The organism is Polaromonas sp. (assembly GCF_039932935.1).
Taxonomy (GTDB): Bacteria; Pseudomonadota; Gammaproteobacteria; order Burkholderiales; family Burkholderiaceae_C; genus Polaromonas.
Genome location: NZ_JBDTPB010000047.1, coordinates 1 through 19,511, shown reverse-complemented (window position 1 = coordinate 19,511; position 19,511 = coordinate 1). Strand labels below are relative to the sequence as shown.

Annotated in this window: 15 protein-coding genes; 10 read left to right on the top strand and 5 right to left on the bottom strand. The window is 64.1% G+C overall.

Going from position 1 to position 19,511, the window contains the following annotated elements:
- Positions 1-105 precede the first annotated feature (105 nt).
- Positions 106-972, bottom strand: a complete 867-nt coding sequence (gene xdhC / locus ABI546_RS08285; RefSeq protein WP_348045940.1) for a xanthine dehydrogenase accessory protein XdhC — start codon at positions 970-972, stop codon at positions 106-108.
- 194 nt (positions 973-1,166) lie between these two features.
- Here xdhC and ABI546_RS08280 point away from each other — a divergent pair, with 194 nt between their 5' ends.
- The gene (locus tag ABI546_RS08280) at positions 1,167-1,691 is read left to right on the top strand and encodes a hypothetical protein (RefSeq protein WP_348045938.1); all 525 of its coding nucleotides are present in this window, start codon (positions 1,167-1,169) and stop codon (positions 1,689-1,691) included.
- A gap of 306 nt (positions 1,692-1,997) precedes the next feature.
- On the opposite strand, the gene ABI546_RS08275 is transcribed toward ABI546_RS08280, so the two are convergent.
- Together ABI546_RS08275 and uraH are read right to left on the bottom strand one after the other, a co-directional pair.
- Positions 1,998-3,050: a tripartite tricarboxylate transporter substrate binding protein gene (locus ABI546_RS08275; RefSeq protein ID WP_348045936.1), complete on the bottom strand. Its 1,053-nt coding sequence runs from the start codon at positions 3,048-3,050 to the stop codon at positions 1,998-2,000.
- A gap of 69 nt (positions 3,051-3,119) precedes the next feature.
- Positions 3,120-3,473: a hydroxyisourate hydrolase gene (uraH, locus tag ABI546_RS08270; protein WP_348045934.1), complete on the bottom strand. Its 354-nt coding sequence runs from the start codon at positions 3,471-3,473 to the stop codon at positions 3,120-3,122.
- Between the two features lie 96 nt (positions 3,474-3,569).
- On the opposite strand from uraH, the gene ABI546_RS08265 reads away from it, so the two are divergent.
- The 7 genes from ABI546_RS08265 (at position 3,570) to ABI546_RS08235 (ending at position 11,119) form a co-directional block, all read left to right on the top strand.
- A complete protein-coding gene (locus ABI546_RS08265) occupies positions 3,570-4,235 on the top strand; it encodes a GntR family transcriptional regulator (RefSeq protein ID WP_348045932.1) in 666 nt (221 codons plus the stop codon).
- On the top strand, positions 4,232-5,173 hold the full coding sequence (puuE, locus tag ABI546_RS08260; protein ID WP_348045930.1) for an allantoinase PuuE: 942 nt from the start codon (positions 4,232-4,234) through the stop codon (positions 5,171-5,173). The genes ABI546_RS08265 and puuE overlap by 4 nt, the downstream gene beginning before the upstream one ends.
- A complete protein-coding gene (gene uraD, locus ABI546_RS08255; protein ID WP_348045928.1) occupies positions 5,170-6,945 on the top strand; it encodes a 2-oxo-4-hydroxy-4-carboxy-5-ureidoimidazoline decarboxylase in 1,776 nt (591 codons plus the stop codon). Before puuE ends, uraD begins: the two co-directional genes overlap by 4 nt.
- Positions 6,942-8,183 (top strand): ArgE/DapE family deacylase, encoded by a 1,242-nt coding sequence (locus ABI546_RS08250; protein WP_348045926.1) that lies wholly within the window; start codon positions 6,942-6,944, stop codon positions 8,181-8,183. Before uraD ends, ABI546_RS08250 begins: the two co-directional genes overlap by 4 nt.
- 223 nt (positions 8,184-8,406) lie before the next feature.
- On the top strand, positions 8,407-9,462 hold the full coding sequence (locus ABI546_RS08245; protein ID WP_348045924.1) for an ABC transporter substrate-binding protein: 1,056 nt from the start codon (positions 8,407-8,409) through the stop codon (positions 9,460-9,462).
- On the top strand, positions 9,459-10,349 hold the full coding sequence (locus ABI546_RS08240; protein ID WP_348045922.1) for an ABC transporter ATP-binding protein: 891 nt from the start codon (positions 9,459-9,461) through the stop codon (positions 10,347-10,349). Before ABI546_RS08245 ends, ABI546_RS08240 begins: the two co-directional genes overlap by 4 nt.
- A gap of 2 nt (positions 10,350-10,351) precedes the next feature.
- Complete coding sequence (locus ABI546_RS08235; RefSeq protein ID WP_348046072.1) at positions 10,352-11,119, top strand: ABC transporter permease; 768 nt, start codon at positions 10,352-10,354, stop codon at positions 11,117-11,119.
- 642 nt (positions 11,120-11,761) lie between these two features.
- On the opposite strand, the gene ABI546_RS08230 is transcribed toward ABI546_RS08235, so the two are convergent.
- Together ABI546_RS08230 and ABI546_RS08225 are read right to left on the bottom strand one after the other, a co-directional pair.
- Complete coding sequence (locus ABI546_RS08230; protein ID WP_348045920.1) at positions 11,762-12,235, bottom strand: DUF1854 domain-containing protein; 474 nt, start codon at positions 12,233-12,235, stop codon at positions 11,762-11,764.
- 14 nt (positions 12,236-12,249) lie between these two features.
- Entirely contained in the window at positions 12,250-14,610 is a 2,361-nt protein-coding gene (locus tag ABI546_RS08225; protein WP_348045918.1) for an ABC transporter ATP-binding protein, read from the bottom strand.
- A gap of 311 nt (positions 14,611-14,921) precedes the next feature.
- On the opposite strand from ABI546_RS08225, the gene cphA (ABI546_RS08220) reads away from it, so the two are divergent.
- The gene (cphA, locus tag ABI546_RS08220; protein ID WP_348045916.1) at positions 14,922-17,129 is read left to right on the top strand and encodes a cyanophycin synthetase; all 2,208 of its coding nucleotides are present in this window, start codon (positions 14,922-14,924) and stop codon (positions 17,127-17,129) included.
- Positions 17,129-19,511 (top strand): cyanophycin synthetase (gene cphA, locus ABI546_RS08215; protein ID WP_348045914.1); only part of this gene is annotated, 2,383 nt, incomplete at its 3' end. The genes cphA (ABI546_RS08220) and cphA (ABI546_RS08215), both read left to right, overlap by 1 nt.

Below are 19,511 nucleotides of genomic sequence, written 5' to 3'. Positions count from 1 at the left end.
CTGTAAGCAGAAAACGTGGTCACGAACAAAAGAACGCTGTGGGCTTGCCACCTGCCTTCCCGGCTCCGCTGCGACCTGGTGATGCAAGTCTATCGGCTTTGACGCTTATCGCAAAATCCTCGCGGCCTCCCCTATCGTCGCATCGACGGTCTGCAGCAACTGGGCAGCGACAGCCACCGCAATCACTTCGGGCTCCTTGCCGGCAATGCCGGGCACGCCGATCGGGCTGGTCACATGCGCCAGCTCGTCGGGCGTAAAACCCCTGGCTTCGAGCCGATGGCGGAAGGCGGCCCATTTGGTTTTGCTGCCGATCAGGCCGATGTAGGGCAAGTCAGATTTCTCACGGTGGCGCTGAAGGCACGCAGCCACGATGTCGAGGTCTTCGGCATGGCTGAAGCTCATGATGAGCACGCGGGACTGCGGCGCAAGGCCGGGCACGGCGGCTTGCACCGGATCGGAATGCTCGGCCTCCACGCGCGGCGGCAAGGCAGCGGGGAACACGCCGTCGCGGCTGTCTATCCAGGTCAGGGAAAACGGCAAGGGCGCCAGCACCCGCACCAGCGCATGGCCGACATGACCGCCGCCAAACAAAGCCACCGGCGTCACCAGGACCTGGTCCAACCGCAAGGCCAGCGCCGGCACATCGGCCGCGGTGACGCGCTCCAAGCGCAGCTCCACCACACCGCCGCAACACTGGCCCAGCGAAGGACCGAGCGCTATGCGCAACGTCGCGATGTCGCCTTGGCCTCCTCCTTCACTTTTGAGCAGCGCACACGCCCTGGCAATGGCGTCATATTCCAGATGGCCGCCGCCTATCGTGCCCACCAGCGCGTCGGCAAATACCGCCATCCAGGTGCCGGCCTCGCGCGGCACGGAGCCCTGCGTGTGCACGACTTCCACCAGCACCGCCGGCGCCGAAGCCAGGCGGATCAGGAGATCTTCAAGTTGTGGGCTGGAGACACTGGAAACCATTGGTGACGAGTTGGCGGGTAAGTGCTTGAATGAGCGACTGAAATATTCGGCAAAATGACCTGAGCGCCCAGGTGGCGCCACCTGGGCAATACCTTAGCACCGCCCCGGTGCCGGGCAGTGCTCAGGCATGATGGCAGGTATATCAGGAATCCAATGAGCCGGCCGAGCCGACCAAGCAGGTAAAGGCAGACACCATGAGACAAGAAGACACCTCCGACTCCGCACCGCGCCGCTTCTGGCTGGTCGCCCTGATCTCAGCGGCCGCAGCCGCCGTGGTGAGCGCCTGCAAGAATGCGCCAGAACCAGCGCCCACACCCAAAGCGCCAGAACCCTCCCCGGTCGTCGGGCCAATCGCCGGCCCGCAAGGTTCGGCCAGAAGCTCGGCGGCGAACACGCCACGCGCTTATCGGCAAGATGGCGCCACGCATCTCTACGGCCTCAATTCCGACCGCATCTACAAAGGCCGCATGCCGCCACTGCTGTATGCCGTGGGTGTGCTGAATGTAGAGATCGACAGGGTCGGCCGCGTGACCCGCCTGGACTGGATGCGTGCGCCGCGCCATGCGCCCGAGGTGATGGCGGAGATCGCGAAAATGATTCAGGCGGCTTCGCCTTTCCCGGCCCCCACGCGCATGGGCAAGGTGGTCTACACCGACACCTGGCTGTGGCACAAGAGCGGGAAGTTTCAGCTGGACACGCTCACAGAAGGGCAGGACTGACTAGCCCCCACGCTTTTCACTGCGTCTTCGACTTCGTGTAATGCGCTGCCCCCCGAGGGGGCCGCCCGCCATGCAGCCCGGCAAAGCCGGTTCCGCGGCTCATGCTGGGTTGGGGAGATGTGATCGACCGCTGCGTGTAACTCACCGCGCCACAAGGCCTGCCGACGACGTTGGCCCTGCGGCCTGAGCCCGCACTCAGGGCTCCTCTTCATCAGCAGGGGCCGTGGAACCGGCTTTGCCGGGCCACAGGCGCAGCGGCCCCCTCGGGGGGCAGGGAGCTACACGAAGTGAGCGACCGTGGGGGCCTTACTCAATTTTGAGGTTTTGGGTTTTGACGACGTTGCGCCAGGCGCGGTAGTCGGCTTCTATGAAGTGGCCCAGCAATGCGGGTGAGCCGGGTGCGGCTTCTACGGCGTCTGCCTTGAAGCGTGCCAGTACGTCGGGCTGTGCGACTACTTTGTTGATGGCTGCGTTGAGGGTGTTAACGATGGCCGGAGGTGTACCGGTGGGCGCCATCAGGGCGAAGTAGTTGACGACGTCAATGCCTGCCAGGCCGGCTTCGGTCATGCTGGGCACGTCGGGCAAGGCGCTGGAGCGTTTGGCACTGGTCACCGCCAGCGGCTTGATGCTGCCGTTTTTGATGAAGGGCAGCAGGGCCGGGATGGTGCCGGTGATGAGCTGGATCTGGCCGCCGATCATGTCCATGGTGGCGGGCGCCACTCCGCGGTAGGGAATGTGCGTGATGAACGTACCGGTGCGCGCCTTCAACAGTTCCAGCACCAGATGGTTGACACCGCCCGAGCCGGCCGAACCGTAGTTGAGCGCGCCGGGCTTTTGTTTGGCCAGAGTGACCAGCTCTTTCATGTTGCTGGCGGGCAGCTTGGTATTGGCCGCCCAGACCAGCGGCCCGCTGGCGATCATGCCGACCGGCGTGAACTGGCGCAGCGGGTCGTAATTGGCGCTGGGCAGCGAAGCGGCCACCGTGGTGAAAGGCGAGGCCACCAGCAGCAGCGTGTAGCCGTCTGCCGGCGACTGGGCCACATACTGGGTGCCGATGGCGCCTGAGGCACCAGCGCGGTTATCAACCACAAACGTGGCGTTCAGGGTCTCGCCGAGTTTTTGTGCAATGAGCCGCGCCATGGCGTCGGTGCCGGCGCCAGGCGCAAAGGGCACGACGATCTTGACCGAACGCTCCGGGTAGCTGCCTGCGGGTGCGGATGCGGCCGTGGCCGCGCCGCTGGTTGAGCCTGCGGAAGGCCCTTGCGCCAGAACGGCTGGCGCCACCAGGCTGGCGGCAGTGCCCGCGGACAACAACAGGGCTTGGCGGCGGCTCAGCGCGCGCAGTGGCTTGACATTCATGGCGGGAAGAAAGTTGTACAAACCGCTGATTGTCGCCGCCCCCGATGACGGCTCCATGACACGGCGGGCTCAACTACCACGGTACGTCGAATAGCTCCAGGGGCTGACCAGCAGCGGCACATGGTAATTCTGCTGAGGTTCGGCCACACCAAAGTCGAGGCTCACATGGTCCAGAAAAGCCGGCTCGGGCAACGCCACCCCGCGCGATTTGAAATAGGCCGCCACCTCAAACACCAGGCGGTAAGTGCCCGCTTTCAGGCTGGCGCTGTCATACAGCGGCCCCTCGGGGCTGCGCCCGTCGTCATTGAGGGCGAAGCTCTTGACCAGCGCGGCCTGCCCGCCTTCGGTGGTGTACAGCGACACCCGCATGCCGCCCGCCGGCGTGCCGTGCATGGTGTCCAAGACATGTGTGCTTAAGCCCATGGCATTCCTTGAAGGGTTAACCGGCGAAGGGAAGCCGGCGGTTTCGGTTTACTAAAAGTGTATACAGTTTTTGGGAAACCCGGCTATCATGGCCAGATGGAATCATCGACCACCCACGCCATTGTCGAGGCCCTCACCAAGGCCATTGTGGAGCACCGGCTCCACCCCGGAACCAAATTGGCCGAACAAAAACTGGCCGACCACTTCGGCGTGTCGCGCACCCTGGTGCGGCAGGCGTTGTTTCAGCTGTCGCAAAACCGGCTGATTCGCCTGGAGCCCGCGCGCGGCGCATTTGTGGCCGCCCCTTCGGTTATGGAAGCACGCCAGGTGTTTGCGGTACGCCGCATGCTGGAGGCTGAAATGACACGCGCCTTTGTGCGCGAGGTCACACCCGCCAAGATCAAGGCCCTGAAAGAACACGTGGCGCGGGAGAAATCGGCGGTAGACCAGGGCGACGTGCCTGGCCGCACCGAGCTGCTGGGCGACTTCCATGTGCGCATGGCCGAACTGATGGGCAATGAAGTGCTGGCGCAGTTGCTGGGCGAGCTGATTTCGCGCTGCGCCCTGATCACCCTGATGTACCAGACCACCAGCGCCGCAGAGCACTCGAACGACGAACACGCCGAAATCGTCAAGGCACTGGCCGCCAAAGATGAAGCCCTGGCCGTGCACCTCATGAACGAACACCTGCTGCACGTCGAGGAAAACCTCGCCTTCGATCGCAAGGTGCCTACCAACGATATTTCGATGGCGCTGTCATGAATTCACCCTACAGCAGAGATCTAGTCGGCTACGGCCGCAACCCGCCGCAGGCCAATTGGCCAGGCCGCGCTCGCATCGCGGTGCAGTTCGTCCTGAATTACGAAGAAGGCGGCGAGAACTGCGTGCTGCACGGCGACGCCGGCTCCGAGCAGTTTTTGTCTGAAATGGCCAACCCGCCCAGTTTTGCCGACCGGCACCTGAGCATGGAAGGCATTTACGAATACGGCTCACGCGCGGGCGTGTGGCGCATCTTGCGCGAGTTTGAGAAGCGCCGCTTGCCGCTGACCGTCTTTGGCGTGGGCATGGCACTGCAGCGCCACCCCGACGTCGCCGCAGCGTTCACCGAACTCGGCCACGAAATCGCCTGTCATGGCTGGCGCTGGATCAACTACCAGCAAATCGACGAAGCGACCGAACGCGAGCACATGCGCCTGGGCCTGGACGCGATCGAGAAGCTCACAGGAAACCGGCCGCTGGGCTGGTACACCGGCCGCGACAGCCCCAACACCCGCCGCCTCGTGGCCGACGACGGCGGACTGGAATACGACAGCGACTACTACGGCGACGACCTGCCCTTCTGGACCGAGGTGAAACGCACCGACGGCCAGGTGGTGCCGCGCCTTGTCGTGCCCTACACGCTGGACACCAACGACATGCGCTTTGCCTTGCCGCAAGGCTTCTCCCAGGCTGAAGATTTTTTCATTTACCTGCGCGACAGCTTTGACGCGCTGTATGCCGAAGGCAATGCGGCCCCCAAGATGCTCAGCATCGGCATGCACTGCCGCCTGCTGGGCCGCCCGGGCCGCATCGTGGCATTGCAGCGCTTCCTCGATCATGTGCAAAAGCATGAACGTGTCTGGATCTGCCGGCGCATCGACATTGCCCGCCACTGGCAAAAGCAGCACCCTTACGCTGCCCCACAGGACATTTCCGCATGACCACCACACTGGAACAAGTTAACCAGGCGCCACGCGCACAAGCCCTGCAGCTGCTGGAGGGTCTGTACGAGCATTCCCCCTGGATTGCCGAGAAAGCGCTGGACGCACGGCCCTTCCAGTCGCTTGCCCACCTGAAGCACACCATGGCACGCGTGCTGCGCGAAGCCGGCAAGGACGCGCAGGTCAAGCTCATCCAGGCCCACCCCGAGCTGGCGGGCAAGGCGATGGTCAGCAAAAGCCTGACCGCGGAATCCACTCACGAGCAAGGCAAGGTCGGCCTCACGGATTGCACGCAAGAAGAGTTCGCCATCTTGCAAAAACTTAACGCCGACTACAACGCGAAGTTCGGCTTCCCTTTCATCCTGGCAGTGCGCGGCCCGCGCGGCGACGGCTTGAACAAGCAGCAGATCATCGAGACCTTCACCCGGCGCCTGCAGAACCACCCCGATTTCGAACTGCAGGAAAACCTGCGCAACATCCACCGCGTGGTGGAACTGCGGCTTAACGACAAGTTCGCCGCCACGCCCGCGCTGGGCAACGAGGTGTGGGACTGGCATGAAGATCTGTCCCAGTACAGCGACCCGGGCTACCTTGAAAAGGGCCAGCTCACGGTGACCTACCTCACCGACGCGCACCGCGCCTGCGCGGCCTACATCAGCAAAACCATGCGTGAGTGCGGCTTTGACGAGGTGAAGATCGACCCCGTCGGCAATGTGGTGGGCATCTACAAAGCCGCCACCCCGAATGCCAAAACGCTGCTCACCGGCAGCCACTACGACACCGTGCGTAACGGCGGCAAGTACGACGGCCGGCTCGGCATTTTTGTGCCCATGGCCTGCGTGCGTGAGCTGCACCGCCAGGGCAAGCGCCTGCCTTTCAACTTCGAAGTAGTCGGTTTTGCCGAGGAAGAAGGCCAGCGCTACAAGGCCACCTTTTTAGGCTCGGGTGCGCTGATCGGTGACTTCAAACCCGAGTGGCTGGACCAGAAAGACGCCGACGGCGTCACCATGCGCGAAGCCATGCGCAATGCGGGCTTGAAGCCTGACGACATCGCCAGCATCCAGCGAGACGCGAACAACTACCTCGGCTTTATAGAGTTGCATATCGAACAAGGCCCGGTGCTCAACGAACTCGACCTTCCGCTGGGCATCGTCACCTCCATCAATGGCAATGTTCGCTACCTGTGCGAGATCACCGGCATGGCCAGCCACGCCGGCACCACGCCCATGAACCGTCGCCGCGACGCCGCAGCGGCTGCCGCAGAACTGCTGCTGTATGTAGAACGCCGCGCGGCGCAAGACGGCGACTCTGTCGGCACCGTCGGCATGCTGCAGGTACCCAGCGGCTCCATCAATGTGGTCCCGGGCCGCTGCCTCTTTTCACTCGACTTGCGCGCGCCCATCGATGCGCAGCGCGACGCGCTGGTGGCCGACGTACTGGCCGAACTCAAAAGCATTTGCGAACGCCGCGGTGTGCACTTCACAACCGAGTTGACCGAGCGCGCCGCCGCCGCGCCCAGCGCGCCCGCGTGGCAACAGCGCTGGGAAGCCGCCGTGCAAAGCCTGGGGGTGCCCCTTTACGCCATGCCCAGCGGCGCCGGCCACGACGCCATGAAACTGCACAAGGTGATGCCGCAAGCCATGCTCTTCGTGCGTGGCCAAAACTCAGGCATAAGCCACAACCCGCTGGAAAGCACGACCAGCGACGACATCGAACTTGCGATCCAGGCACTGGCGCATCTGCTCACTCACCTTGCCCCCGAAAAACAATGACCCTCACCACCGACTACGCCCAGCTCGACAGCTGGATCGATGCCCATTTCGACGAGGAAACCACTTTCCTCCAGCAGCTCATCCGCGTGCCCACCGACACGCCGCCGGGCAACAACGCGCCGCATGCCGACCGCACGGCCGAACTCATCAAGGCCTTTGGCTTTGACGCTGAAAAGCACCCGGTGCCCGAAGCCGAAGTGCGCGGCTACGGCATGGAGTCCATCACCAACCTGATCGTGCGCCGCCACTACGGAAACAAGGGCGAAGGCAGAACCATTGCCCTCAACGCCCACGGCGACGTGGTGCCGCCCGGCGAAGGCTGGACCAAAGACCCCTACGGCGGCGAGATCGAAGGCGGCAAGATGTACGGCCGCGCTACGGCCGTCAGCAAATGCGATTTCGCCAGCTTCACCTTCGCCGTGCGCGCGCTGGAGTCGCTGGGCGCGCCGCTCAAGGGCAGCGTTGAATTGCACTTCACCTACGACGAAGAGTTTGGCGGCGAGATGGGCCCAGGCTGGCTGCTCAAAAAAGGCCTCACCAAACCGGACCTGCTCATCGCGGCAGGCTTTTCGTATGAAGTGGTCACCGCGCACAACGGCTGCCTGCAGATGGAAGTCACGGTGCACGGCAAGATGGCGCACGCCGCCATTCCTGACACCGGCATTGACGCCTTGCAAGGCGCGGTGCACATTCTCAACGCGCTCTATGCGCAGAACGCGCTGTACCAGCAGGTGACGTCCAAGGTCGAAGGCATCCAGCACCCCTATCTGAACGTGGGCCGCATTGAAGGCGGCACCAACACCAACGTCGTGCCCGGCAAGGTGATGTTCAAGCTGGACCGCCGCATGATCCCCGAAGAGAGCCCTGCCGAGGTCGAGGCCAACATCCGCAAGGTGATCGCCGATGCGGCCGCGGGCTGCAAGGGCATCACCGTCGACATCAAGCGGCTGCTGCTGGCCAACTCGATGCGGCCGCTGCCGGGCAACAAGCCCCTGGTCGATGCCATCCAGAAGCACGGCGAGGCGCTCTTCGGCCAAGCCATTCCGGCCATGGGCACACCGCTGTACACCGACGTGCGGCTGTACGCCGAAGCCGGTATCCCCGGCGTGATCTACGGGGCCGGGCCGCGCACCGTGCTGGAGTCGCATGCCAAACGCGCCGACGAACGCCTGGACCTGGAAGACCTGCGCCGCGCGACCAAAGTGATTGCGCGCACCTTGCGGGACCTGCTGGCCTGAAGGGGCGCGGCAGTTGTGCCGCGCCGGCCCTGGAAACACGCTTCGGGGTAATCACGGGGTTAAAAACCGGCGAATGCCGAGGCACTTCGCCGAAAATAGGCTGCAGACGTGGTCGCGGCATTGTTTTTGCTTCGCCTTCGCGTACTTTCCCTCAGCGTTTTTCCTTTTTCAGACCCTGTCATTCGGCGGCACGCCGCCTTGTGACGCACGACCCAGGACTCCCATGACATCGCACCCGCCTTCGTTTTTCCTCGCGCCCCTTGTCAAGGCCGCCGGTCTGCTGGCAGCCACTGCGGTGTTGACCACCGCCCATGCGCAAAACACACCCATCAAGTTCCAGCTCGACTGGCGCTTTGAAGGCCCGGCCGCCCTCTTCCTCACACCGGTGGCCAAAGGCTACTTCAAGGCCAACAAGCTGGACGTGACGGTGGACGCCGGCAATGGCTCCGGCGGCGCAGTCACACGCGTGGCTTCGGGCACCTACGACATGGGTTTTGCCGACCTGGCCTCGGTGATGGAGTTTCACGCCAACAACCCGGACGCCCCCAACAAGCCGGTGGCCGTGATGATGGTCTACAACAACACACCGGCCTCCGTCATGGCGCTGAAGAAATCCGGCATCAAGACCCCTGCCGACCTGAATGGCAAGAAGATGGGCGCCCCGGTATTTGACGCCGGCCGACGCGCCTTCCCGATTTTTGCCAAGGCCAACAACATCACCGGCTTCCAGTGGACGGCCATGGACCCGCCGCTGCGCGAGACCATGCTGGCCCGCGGCGACGTGGACGCCATCACCGGCTTTACCTTCACCTCGCTGCTCAACCTGGAAGCGCGCGGCGTGAAGGCAGAAGACGTGGTCGTGCTGCCCTACGCCGACTTCGGCGTGAAGCATTACGGCAACGTCGTCATCGCCTCGCCCAAACTCATCAAGGAGAACCCGGCCGCGATCAAGGCGTTTTTGCAGGCTTTTACCAAAGGCGTGAAAGACGTGGTCGCCGACCCGGTCGCCGCGATTGAATTTGTGAAGGCGCGCGACGGCATCATCAACGTGCCGCTGGAAGTGCGCCGCCTGCGATTGGCCATCGACACCGTCATCAACAGCCCCGACGCGCGCGCCGAAGGCTTTGGTCAGGTCAAGGCGCCGCGTCTGACGCTGATGGCTTCGCAGGTGTCGGATGCCTTCGGCACCAAGACGCGGGTGAATCCGGACCTGGTGTGGAACGGTTCTTTCCTGCCGACGGCGGCCGAACTCAACGTGTTGCCAACCCCGAAAAAATGAGCAAAGCCCTGAGCGCCGCCGGGCCGCCCCAAGGCGCGAGCGCCTCCTCGGGGGGCAGCGACCCACACGCAGTGGGAGAGCGTGGGGGCCATTTCGTAGACTTTCGCGATGTCTGGCTCGCCTACAACGACGAGTTGCTGGCGCGCAAGCAGTTTTCCGTTGAAGCGATTGACCTGCAGGTGCGGCAAGGCGAGTTCATCGCCATCGTCGGGCCTTCGGGTTGCGGCAAGTCCACCTTCATGAAGCTCGCCACCGGGCTGAAGATGCCCTCTAGCGGTCAGATCCTGATTGACGGCCAACCGGTGACCGGCCCGCTGAAGATCTCCGGCATGGCGTTTCAGGCGCCCTCGCTGCTGCCCTGGCGCACCACGGTCGGCAATGTGCTGCTGCCGCTCGAGATTGTTGAGCCCTACCGCAGCCAGTTCAAGGCCAAGCGCAAAGAGTTTGAAGAGCGCGCACGCCGGCTGCTGCAGAAGGTGGGCCTGGCGGGTTATGAAGACAAATTCCCCTGGCAGCTTTCGGGCGGCATGCAGCAGCGCGTGAGCATTTGCCGGGCCCTCATCCACGAGCCCAAGATGCTGTTGCTGGACGAGCCCTTTGGCGCGCTGGACGCCTTCACGCGTGAAGAGCTCTGGTGCATCCTGCGCGACCTCTGGACCGAGCAGCGCTTTAACGTGATTCTGGTGACGCACGATTTGCGTGAGTCGGTGTTCCTGGCCGACACGGTGTATGTGATGAGCAAAAGCCCGGGCCGCTTCGTCGTGCGGCGAGAGATTGAGCTGCCACGCCCGCGCGACCTGGAAGTGACCTACACCCGCGAATTCAGCGACATCGTGCACGAGCTGCGCGGCCACATCGGCGCGATGCGCGGCGGGGCGCAATCATGAACATGAACAACAAACAACTCGAGCGCTGGGCGCCGTGGGTGCTGCTGGCAGCCGTGGTGGCGCTATGGCAGGCGGTGTGCGCCGGCTTCTCGGTGCCCGAGTTCATCTTCCCCGCGCCGCTGGCCATCGCCCAGGCCATGGCCGAATTTGTCGGCCCGATTGCCGAGGCCGCCTGGAAAACCTTCTGGGTCACGATGATCGGCTTTGGTCTTTCCATCGTGGTCGGTGTGCTGCTGGGCTTTCTGGTCGGCTCATCGCGGTTGGCCTATGCGGCGGTCTACCCGCTGCTGGTGGCCTTTAACGCCGTGCCCAAGGCAGCGATTGTTCCCATCCTCATCGTCTGGTTCGGTATCGGCGTGGGGCCGGGAATCCTGACGGCTTTCCTGATTTCATTTTTCCCCATCACCGTGAACATGGCCACCGGCCTGGCCACGCTGGAGCCCGAGCTTGAAGACGTGCTGCGCGTGCTCGGCGCCAAGCGCCGGGATGTGTTGGTCAAGGTGGGCCTGCCGCGCTCCATGCCCTACTTTTTTGCCTCGCTCAAGGTGGCGATTACGCTGGCTTTTGTGGGCACGGTACTGGCCGAAATGACAGCTGGCGACTCGGGCATTGGCTACCTCATGCAAAGCGCCGGCTCGCAGCAGCGGCTGGCGCTGGCCTTTGCCGGGCTGGTGGTGATTGGCGCGATGGCCATGGCTATGTATGAGCTTTTTAGCTATGTGGAGAAGCACACCACGGGGTGGGCGCACCGGGGGTCGCAGGGGGCCTGAGGTCTCAGGCCGGGTCTTGCTTCGGCCTTTGCGCTTTGTTCTTGGGGTTGCTGGCCGGGGGTTGCCCGGCGGCAACTCACTTTTCTTTGTTTCGCCAAAGAAAAGTAAGCAAAAGAAAGGCGACCCCGCTGTCAGCGTCCCTTCGCTTCGCTACGGGCAACCTGCGGTGCTCGGTCCAGGCGGGGTCTCGCTCGAACTCGCTTCGCTCAGACAATCGCGATCCCTGATCCGCCTGGACCTGCGCTCCTCGGCGCAGACAGAAGGGGTGGGGGAAGGAACACAGAACAGCCAACAGCCGAAGACAAGAACCCGAATACTGAAGAAACAAGGACACGCCATGGCGTGTCCTTGTAGGTATTGGTTTTGGTATCCGAATTCGGACTTCCCCGTCCTGGCTGGGCCGAGCAGCGCAGATGGAGGCGGGATCAGGGCCGCAGTTGTTTGACCCGCAGGCGAGTTCTGCGGACCCCCGCCGCAGTCGAGCAGCGCAGGTTGCCCGAAGCGAAGCGTAGGGACCCAGACTGCGGGTCGCCTTTTCTTTGGTGACTTGCTTTTGGCGAAGCAAAAGAAAGTTACTTGCCGCCGGGCAACCCCCGGCCAGCAATCCTCAGAAAAAAGCGCTCAGGCCGGAGCAAAACAGGCCTAAAGAAACCGCTCCAACAACCGCCGCGATCCCCGATCCAGCGCAGTCATATCCCGCACGCTGTACTGCACCCCCTGGCTGCCGGCAATCAGCAAGCCCACACGCCCAAGACGGCGAATATCTTCTTCACCCTTGAGCACAAAAGAGGTCTCCCCCCTGTCGGTCTCCACCGTCCATACGCTCGGGGTGGAAAAAGTCGACACACCTTTGAGCCGTGTGATTTCAGGCACAAAGTCGCGCAGGGCGAGCTCCTCTTGCAGAAGCGTGCGTGCTTCTGCCGGCAAAGCCCCTAAGTCTTCGACCCAGGCGACTTCGCGCCCTTCGGCGTTCACCAGTGAAATGCCTTCGTCGGGCGCGGCAAGGGGAAAGGCCCGCACCGGCACCACGCCGGCATGCAACTGGCCGTCGGCGCCGGTAAACACCAGCCGGCCCGACTGTGTGCGTTGCAGGGAAAAAGAAAGATCGTTTGTCATGTGCAGTCCTTGGCTCAAGGGTTGCCGGCGTGCTGCGCGGTGTGGGCCAGTTGTGAAGTGGCCAGCGCGATGCGGCTTTGCTCGGCTTCTCCGCCGCCTTCTTCGCCGCCCTCTTCGCTGTCAACCTGCCGCGCCTGGGCTTCATACAGGCGCCAATAGGCCCCTTGCTTCGCCATCAATTCGTCGTGCGGTCCCACTTCCACTACCTGGCCGCGGTCCATCACGACCAGGCGGTCGGCCTTGCGCAGCGTGGAGAGGCGGTGAGCGATGGCAATGGTGGTGCGGCCCTGCACGAGGTTGTCGAGGGCACGCTGGATTTCTTTTTCGGTCTCGGTGTCCACCGACGAAGTCGCTTCGTCCAGGATGAGGATGCGCGGGTCAATCAGCAGCGCGCGCGCAATCGAAATGCGCTGGCGTTCGCCGCCCGACAGCCCCTGCCCGCGTTCGCCCACCAGCGAATCGTAGCCCTGCGGAAGGCGCAGGATGAATTCGTGCGCATGGGCGGCACGCGCGGCCGCGACGATTTCAGCGCGTGTGGCGCCTGGCTTGCCATAGGCGATGTTTTCGGCAATGGTGCCGAAGAAAAGAAACGGTTCCTGCAACACCAGGCCGATGTTGCGGCGGTAGTCAGCCACGCCAAAGCGCCGGATGTCGGTGCCGTCCACACTGATGGAGCCATCGCTCACGTCGTAAAAGCGGCAGATCAAATTGACCAGCGTGCTTTTGCCGGAGCCGCTGTGACCCACCAGGCCGATCATCTCGCCGGGCCGTATCTGCAAATCGAGTCCGCGGATCACCGAACGGTTGCCGTAGCGGAACCCGAGGTTCTTCATGTCGATGCAGCCCTCCAGCGTGCCAATCTTCACCGGATTGGCCGTTTCGGGCACGTTGGAGACGTGGTCCAGGATGTCAAAAATGCGCTTGGCGCCGGCCGCCGCTTTCTGCGTGACCGACACGATGCGGCTCATCGAATCAAGCCGGCCGTAAAACCGGCCGATGTAGGCGATAAAGGCCGTCAGCACACCGACGGTGATCTGCTGTTTGGACACCAGCCAGATGCCGAACGCCCAGACCACCAGCAGGCCGACTTCGGTCAGCAGCGAGACGGTCGGCGTGAATAGCGACCAGGTCTTGTTGAGCTTGTCGTTGACCGCCAGGTTGTGCTGGTTGACCTCGCGAAAACGCTGGGCTTCGCGCTTTTCCTGGGCAAAGGCCTTGACCACGCGGATGCCGGGAATCGTGTCGGCCAGCACATTGGTCACGTCCGACCAGACACGGTCGATTTTTTCAAAACCGGTGCGCAGCTTGTCGCGAACCACGTGGATCATCCAGCCGATGAAGGGCAGCGGCAGCAAGGTGATCACCGCCAGCCACGGATTGATGGACACCAGGATCACAGCGGTCATCACGATCATCAGCACATCGGTGGCAAAGTCGAGTGCGTGCAGCGACAAAAACACGCAGATGCGATCGGTTTCCGAGCCGATGCGCGACATCAGGTCGCCGGTGCGCTTGCCGCCGAAGTAGTCCAGCGAGAGCTCCAGCAGGTGGTCGAAAGTGGCGGTGCGCAGGTCGGCGCCTATGCGCTCGGACACCAGCGCCAGCAGATAGGTGCGCGCCCAGTTCAGCGCCCAGCCCAGCACGGCCGCGCCCAGCAGGCCGCCCAGCAGCATGCCCACCTTCGAGGGCTCGATCTGCTGACCGTTCTGGAACGGAATCAGGATGTCGTCCATCAGCGGGATCGTGAGGTAGGGCGGTACCAGCGTGGCGGCGGTGGACGCCAAGGTCAGCAAAAACCCCGCCAGCAGCTGGTAGCGGTAGGGGTCGGCAAACCGCCACAGCCGCAGCAGCACCCAGGTGGAAGGCGGCGTGTGCAGCTCACGGGCGCAGGCCGGGCATTCCTCGCTGTCGGGTGGCAGCGGCAGGTCGCATTCGGGGCACAGCGCGGCGTCCTCGGCGGGCGCCTCGGTCCCGGCACCCACAGTGGTTCGCGCCTGCTGCTGGGCAAACAGCCGCACCAGGCGCAAGGCCTGCACATTGGCGCCCAGGGTAAAACGCCAGCTGGCCAGCCGCTGGTTCGTGTCGTGCAGCTCCAGGGTGCCGACGCCGGCATGGTCGAAATGGCGCAGTGAGAGCTCCTGCAAGGCAATGCCGGCACCGTCGGCCGTCGGCCAGCTTTCCCACGCACCTTCAGGGCTGCGGGCCAGCAAACGCCGGTCCGTCAGGGCCAGCAATCCCCGGGCGAAATGAAGTTGGCTGTTCAGGTCAACCACCAGCGTGCACAAAACGTTTTCTTGGGTTGCAAGTTGTAAGCGGAGTCCCGCCAACGCGGGGTCGGTGAGGCCGGAGTCGTCTGCCGGGTGGTTGTGTTGCATCGTGTTGTGAAATCTTGGCGTTCCGCATCTGGCGCGGCAGGGTATTCGCAGGTTCTTCGTAGTTGCGCGAATAGGCCCGAAACAGGGATTTTCGCCGAATGCGGCCCGGCGCACGGAGTTTGACCCTTTCAATCCCCTGAAAATGATGAAACCAGCAAAATCGACCCTTGGCGGCCGCAGCTACGACCAGAACAACTACAAGAGACACAGGGAATCACCGAGGCCTTGACCGGCCTCACACTGAAATCCATCGGCCAGGCCGAGCCTTGGCACCGGACCGAGGCCACGTCCTGCCGACAAATTTGCGAAACATGAGCCCACAGGACGACATCAAGCTGCTGCGCATCAACTACCTGCGCGGTCCGAACATCTGGACCTACCGGCCCGTGCTGGAAGTCTGGCTGGACCTTGGCACACTGGAAGATTTCCCCTCCAACCTGCTGCCGGGCTTTAATGACCGCCTGGTTGCCCTGCTGCCGGCCTTGCTCGAACACCACTGCGGCGTGGGCGAGCGCGGCGGCTTCATCCAGCGCCTTCAGGAAGGCACCTGGTCCGGCCATGTGCTGGAGCATGTGGTCATTGAACTGCTGAACCTGGCCGACATGCCCACCGGTTTCGGCCAGACCCGCAGCACCTCACAGCGCGGTGTTTACCGCATGGTGTTCCGGGCGCGCGACGAGCAGGTCGCCCGCACCGCCTTGGCCGAAGGCCATCAACTGTTGATGGCCGCCATCAACGGGGCAGCTTACGGCGCGGCCGAAGTGCAGGCCGCCGTCGCCAAAATACGCGCCAAGGTCGACGACTGCTACCTCGGACCCAGCACCGCGTCCATCGTGGCCGCCGCCACCGACCGCCGCATTCCGCATATCCGATTGAACGACGGCAACCTGGTGCAACTGGGTTATGGCGCCAGCCAGCGCCGCATCTGGACAGCCGAAACCGACCTCACCAGCGCGATCGCTGAAGGCATTGCCCATGACAAGGACCTGACCAAAAGCCTGCTGGCCACCTGCGGTGTGCCTGTGCCCGAAGGCCAGATCGTCGGCACGGCCGCAGAAGCCTGGGAAGCGGCCGAAGACATTGGCCTGCCGGTGGTCGTCAAACCCTCTGACGGCAACCATGGCCGTGGCGTGTCGCTGGACCTCAAAACGCAGGCCGAAGTCGAAGGCGCATTCGAGGTTGCGGCCAGGCATGGCAGCGAAGTCATGGTTGAACACTTTGTGCGCGGCAATGAACACCGCCTGCTGGTGGTCGGTGGCCGTGTGGTCGCCGCCGCGCGCGGCGAGGCCGCCTGGGTCACGGGCGACGGCAGCTCGACCGTCTCGCAGCTCGTGGACGCCCACCTCAACACCGACCCGCGGCGCGGCGTCGGTGAGGACTTCCCGCTGGGCCGCATCAACACCGCCAGTGACGGCGCCATCATTCTTGATTTGCAGCGCCAAGGTTTAAGCCCCGAAGCCATACCTGCCGCCGGCCGCGAAGTGCTGATTCAGCGCAACGGCAATGTGGCCATCGACTGCACCGACCAGGTACACCCCGACGTCGACCACATCGTGTCGCTGGCCGCTCGCGTGGTGGGCCTGGACATTGCCGGGGTCGATGTGGTGGCGCAAGACATCTCGCGCCCCTTGCACGAACAGGGCGGCGCTATCGTGGAAGTGAACGCCGGCCCCGGTCTTTTGATGCACCTCAAGCCCGCGGAGGGCGCGCCCCGCCCCGTAGGCCGTGCGATTTGCGACCATCTTTTCCCCGCCACCGACTCTGACGGCCCCGACGGCCGCATTCCGATCGTTGGCATTGCCGGCTCCAGCGGCAACCAGCGCGTGGCGCGGCTGGTGGCATGGCTGCTGCACCTGTCGGGCCGTCACACCGGCCTGGCCTGCCGCGATGGCCTTTTCCTCGACCAGCGCTGCGTCGACGCAGGCGACTGCACCGACTGGGAAGCCGGGCAGCGCCTTCTGATCAACGGCGCCGTGCAGGCCGCCGTGTTTGAAAACGGTGCCGACACAATTTTGCGCACCGGCCTGCCCTATGACAAATGCCAGGTGGGTGTGGTCACCGATTTGGATGGCGCCGAAGGCCTGGCCGAATTCGACATCACCGAAGCCGACCAGATGGTCAAAGTGATGCGCTCGCAGGTCGACGTGGTGCTGCCCGGCGGTGCCGCCGTGCTCAATGCCGCCGACCCCCGCATTGCCGAAATGGAAGCGCTGTGCGACGGTGAAGTCATTTTTTACAGCGTCGATCCGAATGCTACAGCCATTGCGCCACATTGCGCCAAGGGCGGCCGCGCGCTCTACCTGCGCCAGGACCAGGTGGTGCTGGCCACCGGCGCCAGCGAAGCATTTTTACCGGGCCTCGGAAAATTGACGGCCTGGCGCGAACGCCGCGGCCTGAGCGAAAGCGCGCTGCTGGCCGCCGTGGGCGCCGCCTGGGCGCTGGGCATACCGCTCAACCTGATAGGCGCCGGCATGGAAGCCTTTGAAACCACCCCTAAGACCGCCGGGAGTGCCGAATAATGGAAGTGTCCCGTATCCGCGCCCTGCGCGGGCCCAATCTCTGGAGCCGCCACACGGCGCTCGAAGCCATCGTGGCGTGCACTGCAGCCGAATGCAATATCACCGCCCTGCCCGGCTTTGAGGCACGTGTGCGTGCGCTGTTCCCCGGCATGGGTGCGCTGCGCCAGACCGGCCACGCCGGCCCGGTGTCACTGGCCCATGTGCTCGAAGCCGCAGCACTTGAGTTGCAGGCCGCCGCAGGCTGCCCCATCACCTTCAGCCATACCGCCGCCACGGTGGAGGCCGGCACTTACCAGGTCGTCGTTGAGTACAGCGAAGAAGCGGTCGGCCGGCTGGCATTTGAACTCGCCCAGGCGCTGATCCACGCGGGCCTGCGCGACACGGCGTTTGACCTGGATGCCGCCATTGCCCAGCTGCGCGAGCTGGATGAAGACGAGCGCCTGGGCCCAAGTACCGGCGCCATCGTCGATGCCGCCGTGGCGCGCGGTATTCCTTACCGCCGCCTCACCAAGGGCAGCATGGTGCAGTTCGGCTGGGGCTCCAAACAGCGGCGCATCCAGGCGGCCGAAATCGACACCACCAGCGCCGTCGCCGAATCCATCGCACAAGACAAAGACCTCACCAAAAAGCTGCTGCGTGCGGCCGGCGTGCCGGTGCCGCTGGGCCGGCCGGCCACCGATCCTGACGATGCCTGGGCCGCCGCCCTGGCAGTGGGTTTGCCGGTGGTCGTGAAACCGCTGGACGGCAACCAGGGCAAAGGCGTCACAGTGAACATCGTCACGCGTGATCACCTGGAAATTGCCTACAAGGCTGCCGCCGAACATGGCGAAGTCATGGTCGAAAAGTTTTTGCCCGGCAGCGACTTCCGCTTGCTGGTGGTCGGCAACAAGCTGGTGGCGGCCTCACGGCGCGAGCCGCCGCAGGTGGTGGGCGACGGCCTGCACACGGTGCGCGAGCTGGTCGACATCGTCAACCAGGACCCCAAGCGCGGTGAAGGCCATGCCACTTCGCTCACCAAGATCCGCTTTGACGACATCGCCGTGGCACGGCTGGAGGTGCAGGAGCTCACGCCCGACTCCATTCCCGCCAAAGGCCGGCGCGTCATCCTGCGCAACAACGCCAACCTGAGCACAGGCGGCACCGCCACCGACGTGACCGACGACGTGCACCCGGCCGTGGCCGCCCGTGCTGTGGCCGCGGCGCAAATGATCGGCTTGCACATCTGCGGCGTCGACGTGGTGTGTGAAAGCATGCTGCGCCCGCTGGAATCGCAAAACGGCGGCGTTGTTGAAGTCAACGCCGCGCCCGGCTTGCGCATGCACCTATCGCCTTCCTACGGCAAGGGCCGCGCCGTGGGTGTGGCCATGATTGACGAGCTGTTCGCCTCCGGCGACAACGGCCGCGTGCCGGTGATCGCCGTGACCGGCACCAACGGCAAGACCACCACCACCCGCCTGATCGCCCACCTGCTGGCTGCCGACGGCCTGCGCACCGGCATGACCAACACCGACGGCGTCTACATCAACGGCCGGCAAACCGACAGCGGCGACTGCAGCGGCCCCAAGAGCGCGCGCAACGTGCTGATGCACCCCGACGTCGATGCGGCCGTGTTTGAAATCGCGCGCGGCGGCGTGCTGCGCGAAGGCCTGGGCTTTGACCGCTGCGAAGTCGCCGTTGTCACCAACATCGGCAGCGGCGACCACCTGGGCCTGAACTACATCACTACGGTAGAAGACCTCGCGGTGCTCAAGCGCGTGATCGTGCAGAACGTCTCGACTACCGGCTATGCGGTGCTCAATGCCGCCGACCCCATCGTCGCCGACATGGCCGCCACCTGCCCCGGCAAGATCATCTTTTTTGCCGCGGACCGGCACCACCCGCTCATGGCCACGCACCGCGCGCAAGGCAAACGCACCGTGTACGTCGACGGGCCGATGCTGGTGGCCGCCGAAGGCGCGTGGGTTGAACGCATTGCACTGCAAGGCGTTCCCGTCACACGCGGCGGCACCATCAACTTCCAGGTTGAAAACGTCATGGCCGCCGTGGCCGCAGCCTGGGGCGCGGGCCGCAACTGGGACACCATCAGGCGCGGCCTCTCCAGCTTTGTGAACGACGCACATAACGCGCCTGGACGCTTTAACGTGATGGACTACAAGGGCGCCACCGTGATTGCCGACTACGGCCACAACCCCGACGCCATGCGTGCACTGGTGGCTGCGGTGGAAGCCATGCCCGCCACGCCTTCGCAGCGCCGCAGTGTGGTGATCAGCGGCGCCGGTGACCGGCGCGACAGCGACATCCGCGACCAGACCATCATCCTCGGCGCGGCATTTGACAACGTCATCCTCTACCAGGACGCCGCCCAGCGCGGCCGCGCCGACG

Bases quoted from the DNA above. Each gene is read 5' to 3' on its own strand.
- xdhC (WP_348045940.1), bottom strand. From the start codon at position 972: ATGGTTTCCAGTGTCTCCAGCCCACAACTTGAAGATCTCCTGATCCGC.
- ABI546_RS08280 (WP_348045938.1), top strand. From the start codon at position 1,167: ATGAGACAAGAAGACACCTCCGACTCCGCACCGCGCCGCTTCTGGCTG.
- ABI546_RS08275 (WP_348045936.1), bottom strand. From the start codon at position 3,050: ATGAATGTCAAGCCACTGCGCGCGCTGAGCCGCCGCCAAGCCCTGTTG.
- uraH (WP_348045934.1), bottom strand. From the start codon at position 3,473: ATGGGCTTAAGCACACATGTCTTGGACACCATGCACGGCACGCCGGCG.
- ABI546_RS08265 (WP_348045932.1), top strand. From the start codon at position 3,570: ATGGAATCATCGACCACCCACGCCATTGTCGAGGCCCTCACCAAGGCC.
- puuE (WP_348045930.1), top strand. From the start codon at position 4,232: ATGAATTCACCCTACAGCAGAGATCTAGTCGGCTACGGCCGCAACCCG.
- uraD (WP_348045928.1), top strand. From the start codon at position 5,170: ATGACCACCACACTGGAACAAGTTAACCAGGCGCCACGCGCACAAGCC.
- ABI546_RS08250 (WP_348045926.1), top strand. From the start codon at position 6,942: ATGACCCTCACCACCGACTACGCCCAGCTCGACAGCTGGATCGATGCC.
- ABI546_RS08245 (WP_348045924.1), top strand. From the start codon at position 8,407: ATGACATCGCACCCGCCTTCGTTTTTCCTCGCGCCCCTTGTCAAGGCC.
- ABI546_RS08240 (WP_348045922.1), top strand. From the start codon at position 9,459: ATGAGCAAAGCCCTGAGCGCCGCCGGGCCGCCCCAAGGCGCGAGCGCC.
- ABI546_RS08235 (WP_348046072.1), top strand. From the start codon at position 10,352: ATGAACAACAAACAACTCGAGCGCTGGGCGCCGTGGGTGCTGCTGGCA.
- ABI546_RS08230 (WP_348045920.1), bottom strand. From the start codon at position 12,235: ATGACAAACGATCTTTCTTTTTCCCTGCAACGCACACAGTCGGGCCGG.
- ABI546_RS08225 (WP_348045918.1), bottom strand. From the start codon at position 14,610: ATGCAACACAACCACCCGGCAGACGACTCCGGCCTCACCGACCCCGCG.
- cphA (WP_348045916.1), top strand. From the start codon at position 14,922: ATGAGCCCACAGGACGACATCAAGCTGCTGCGCATCAACTACCTGCGC.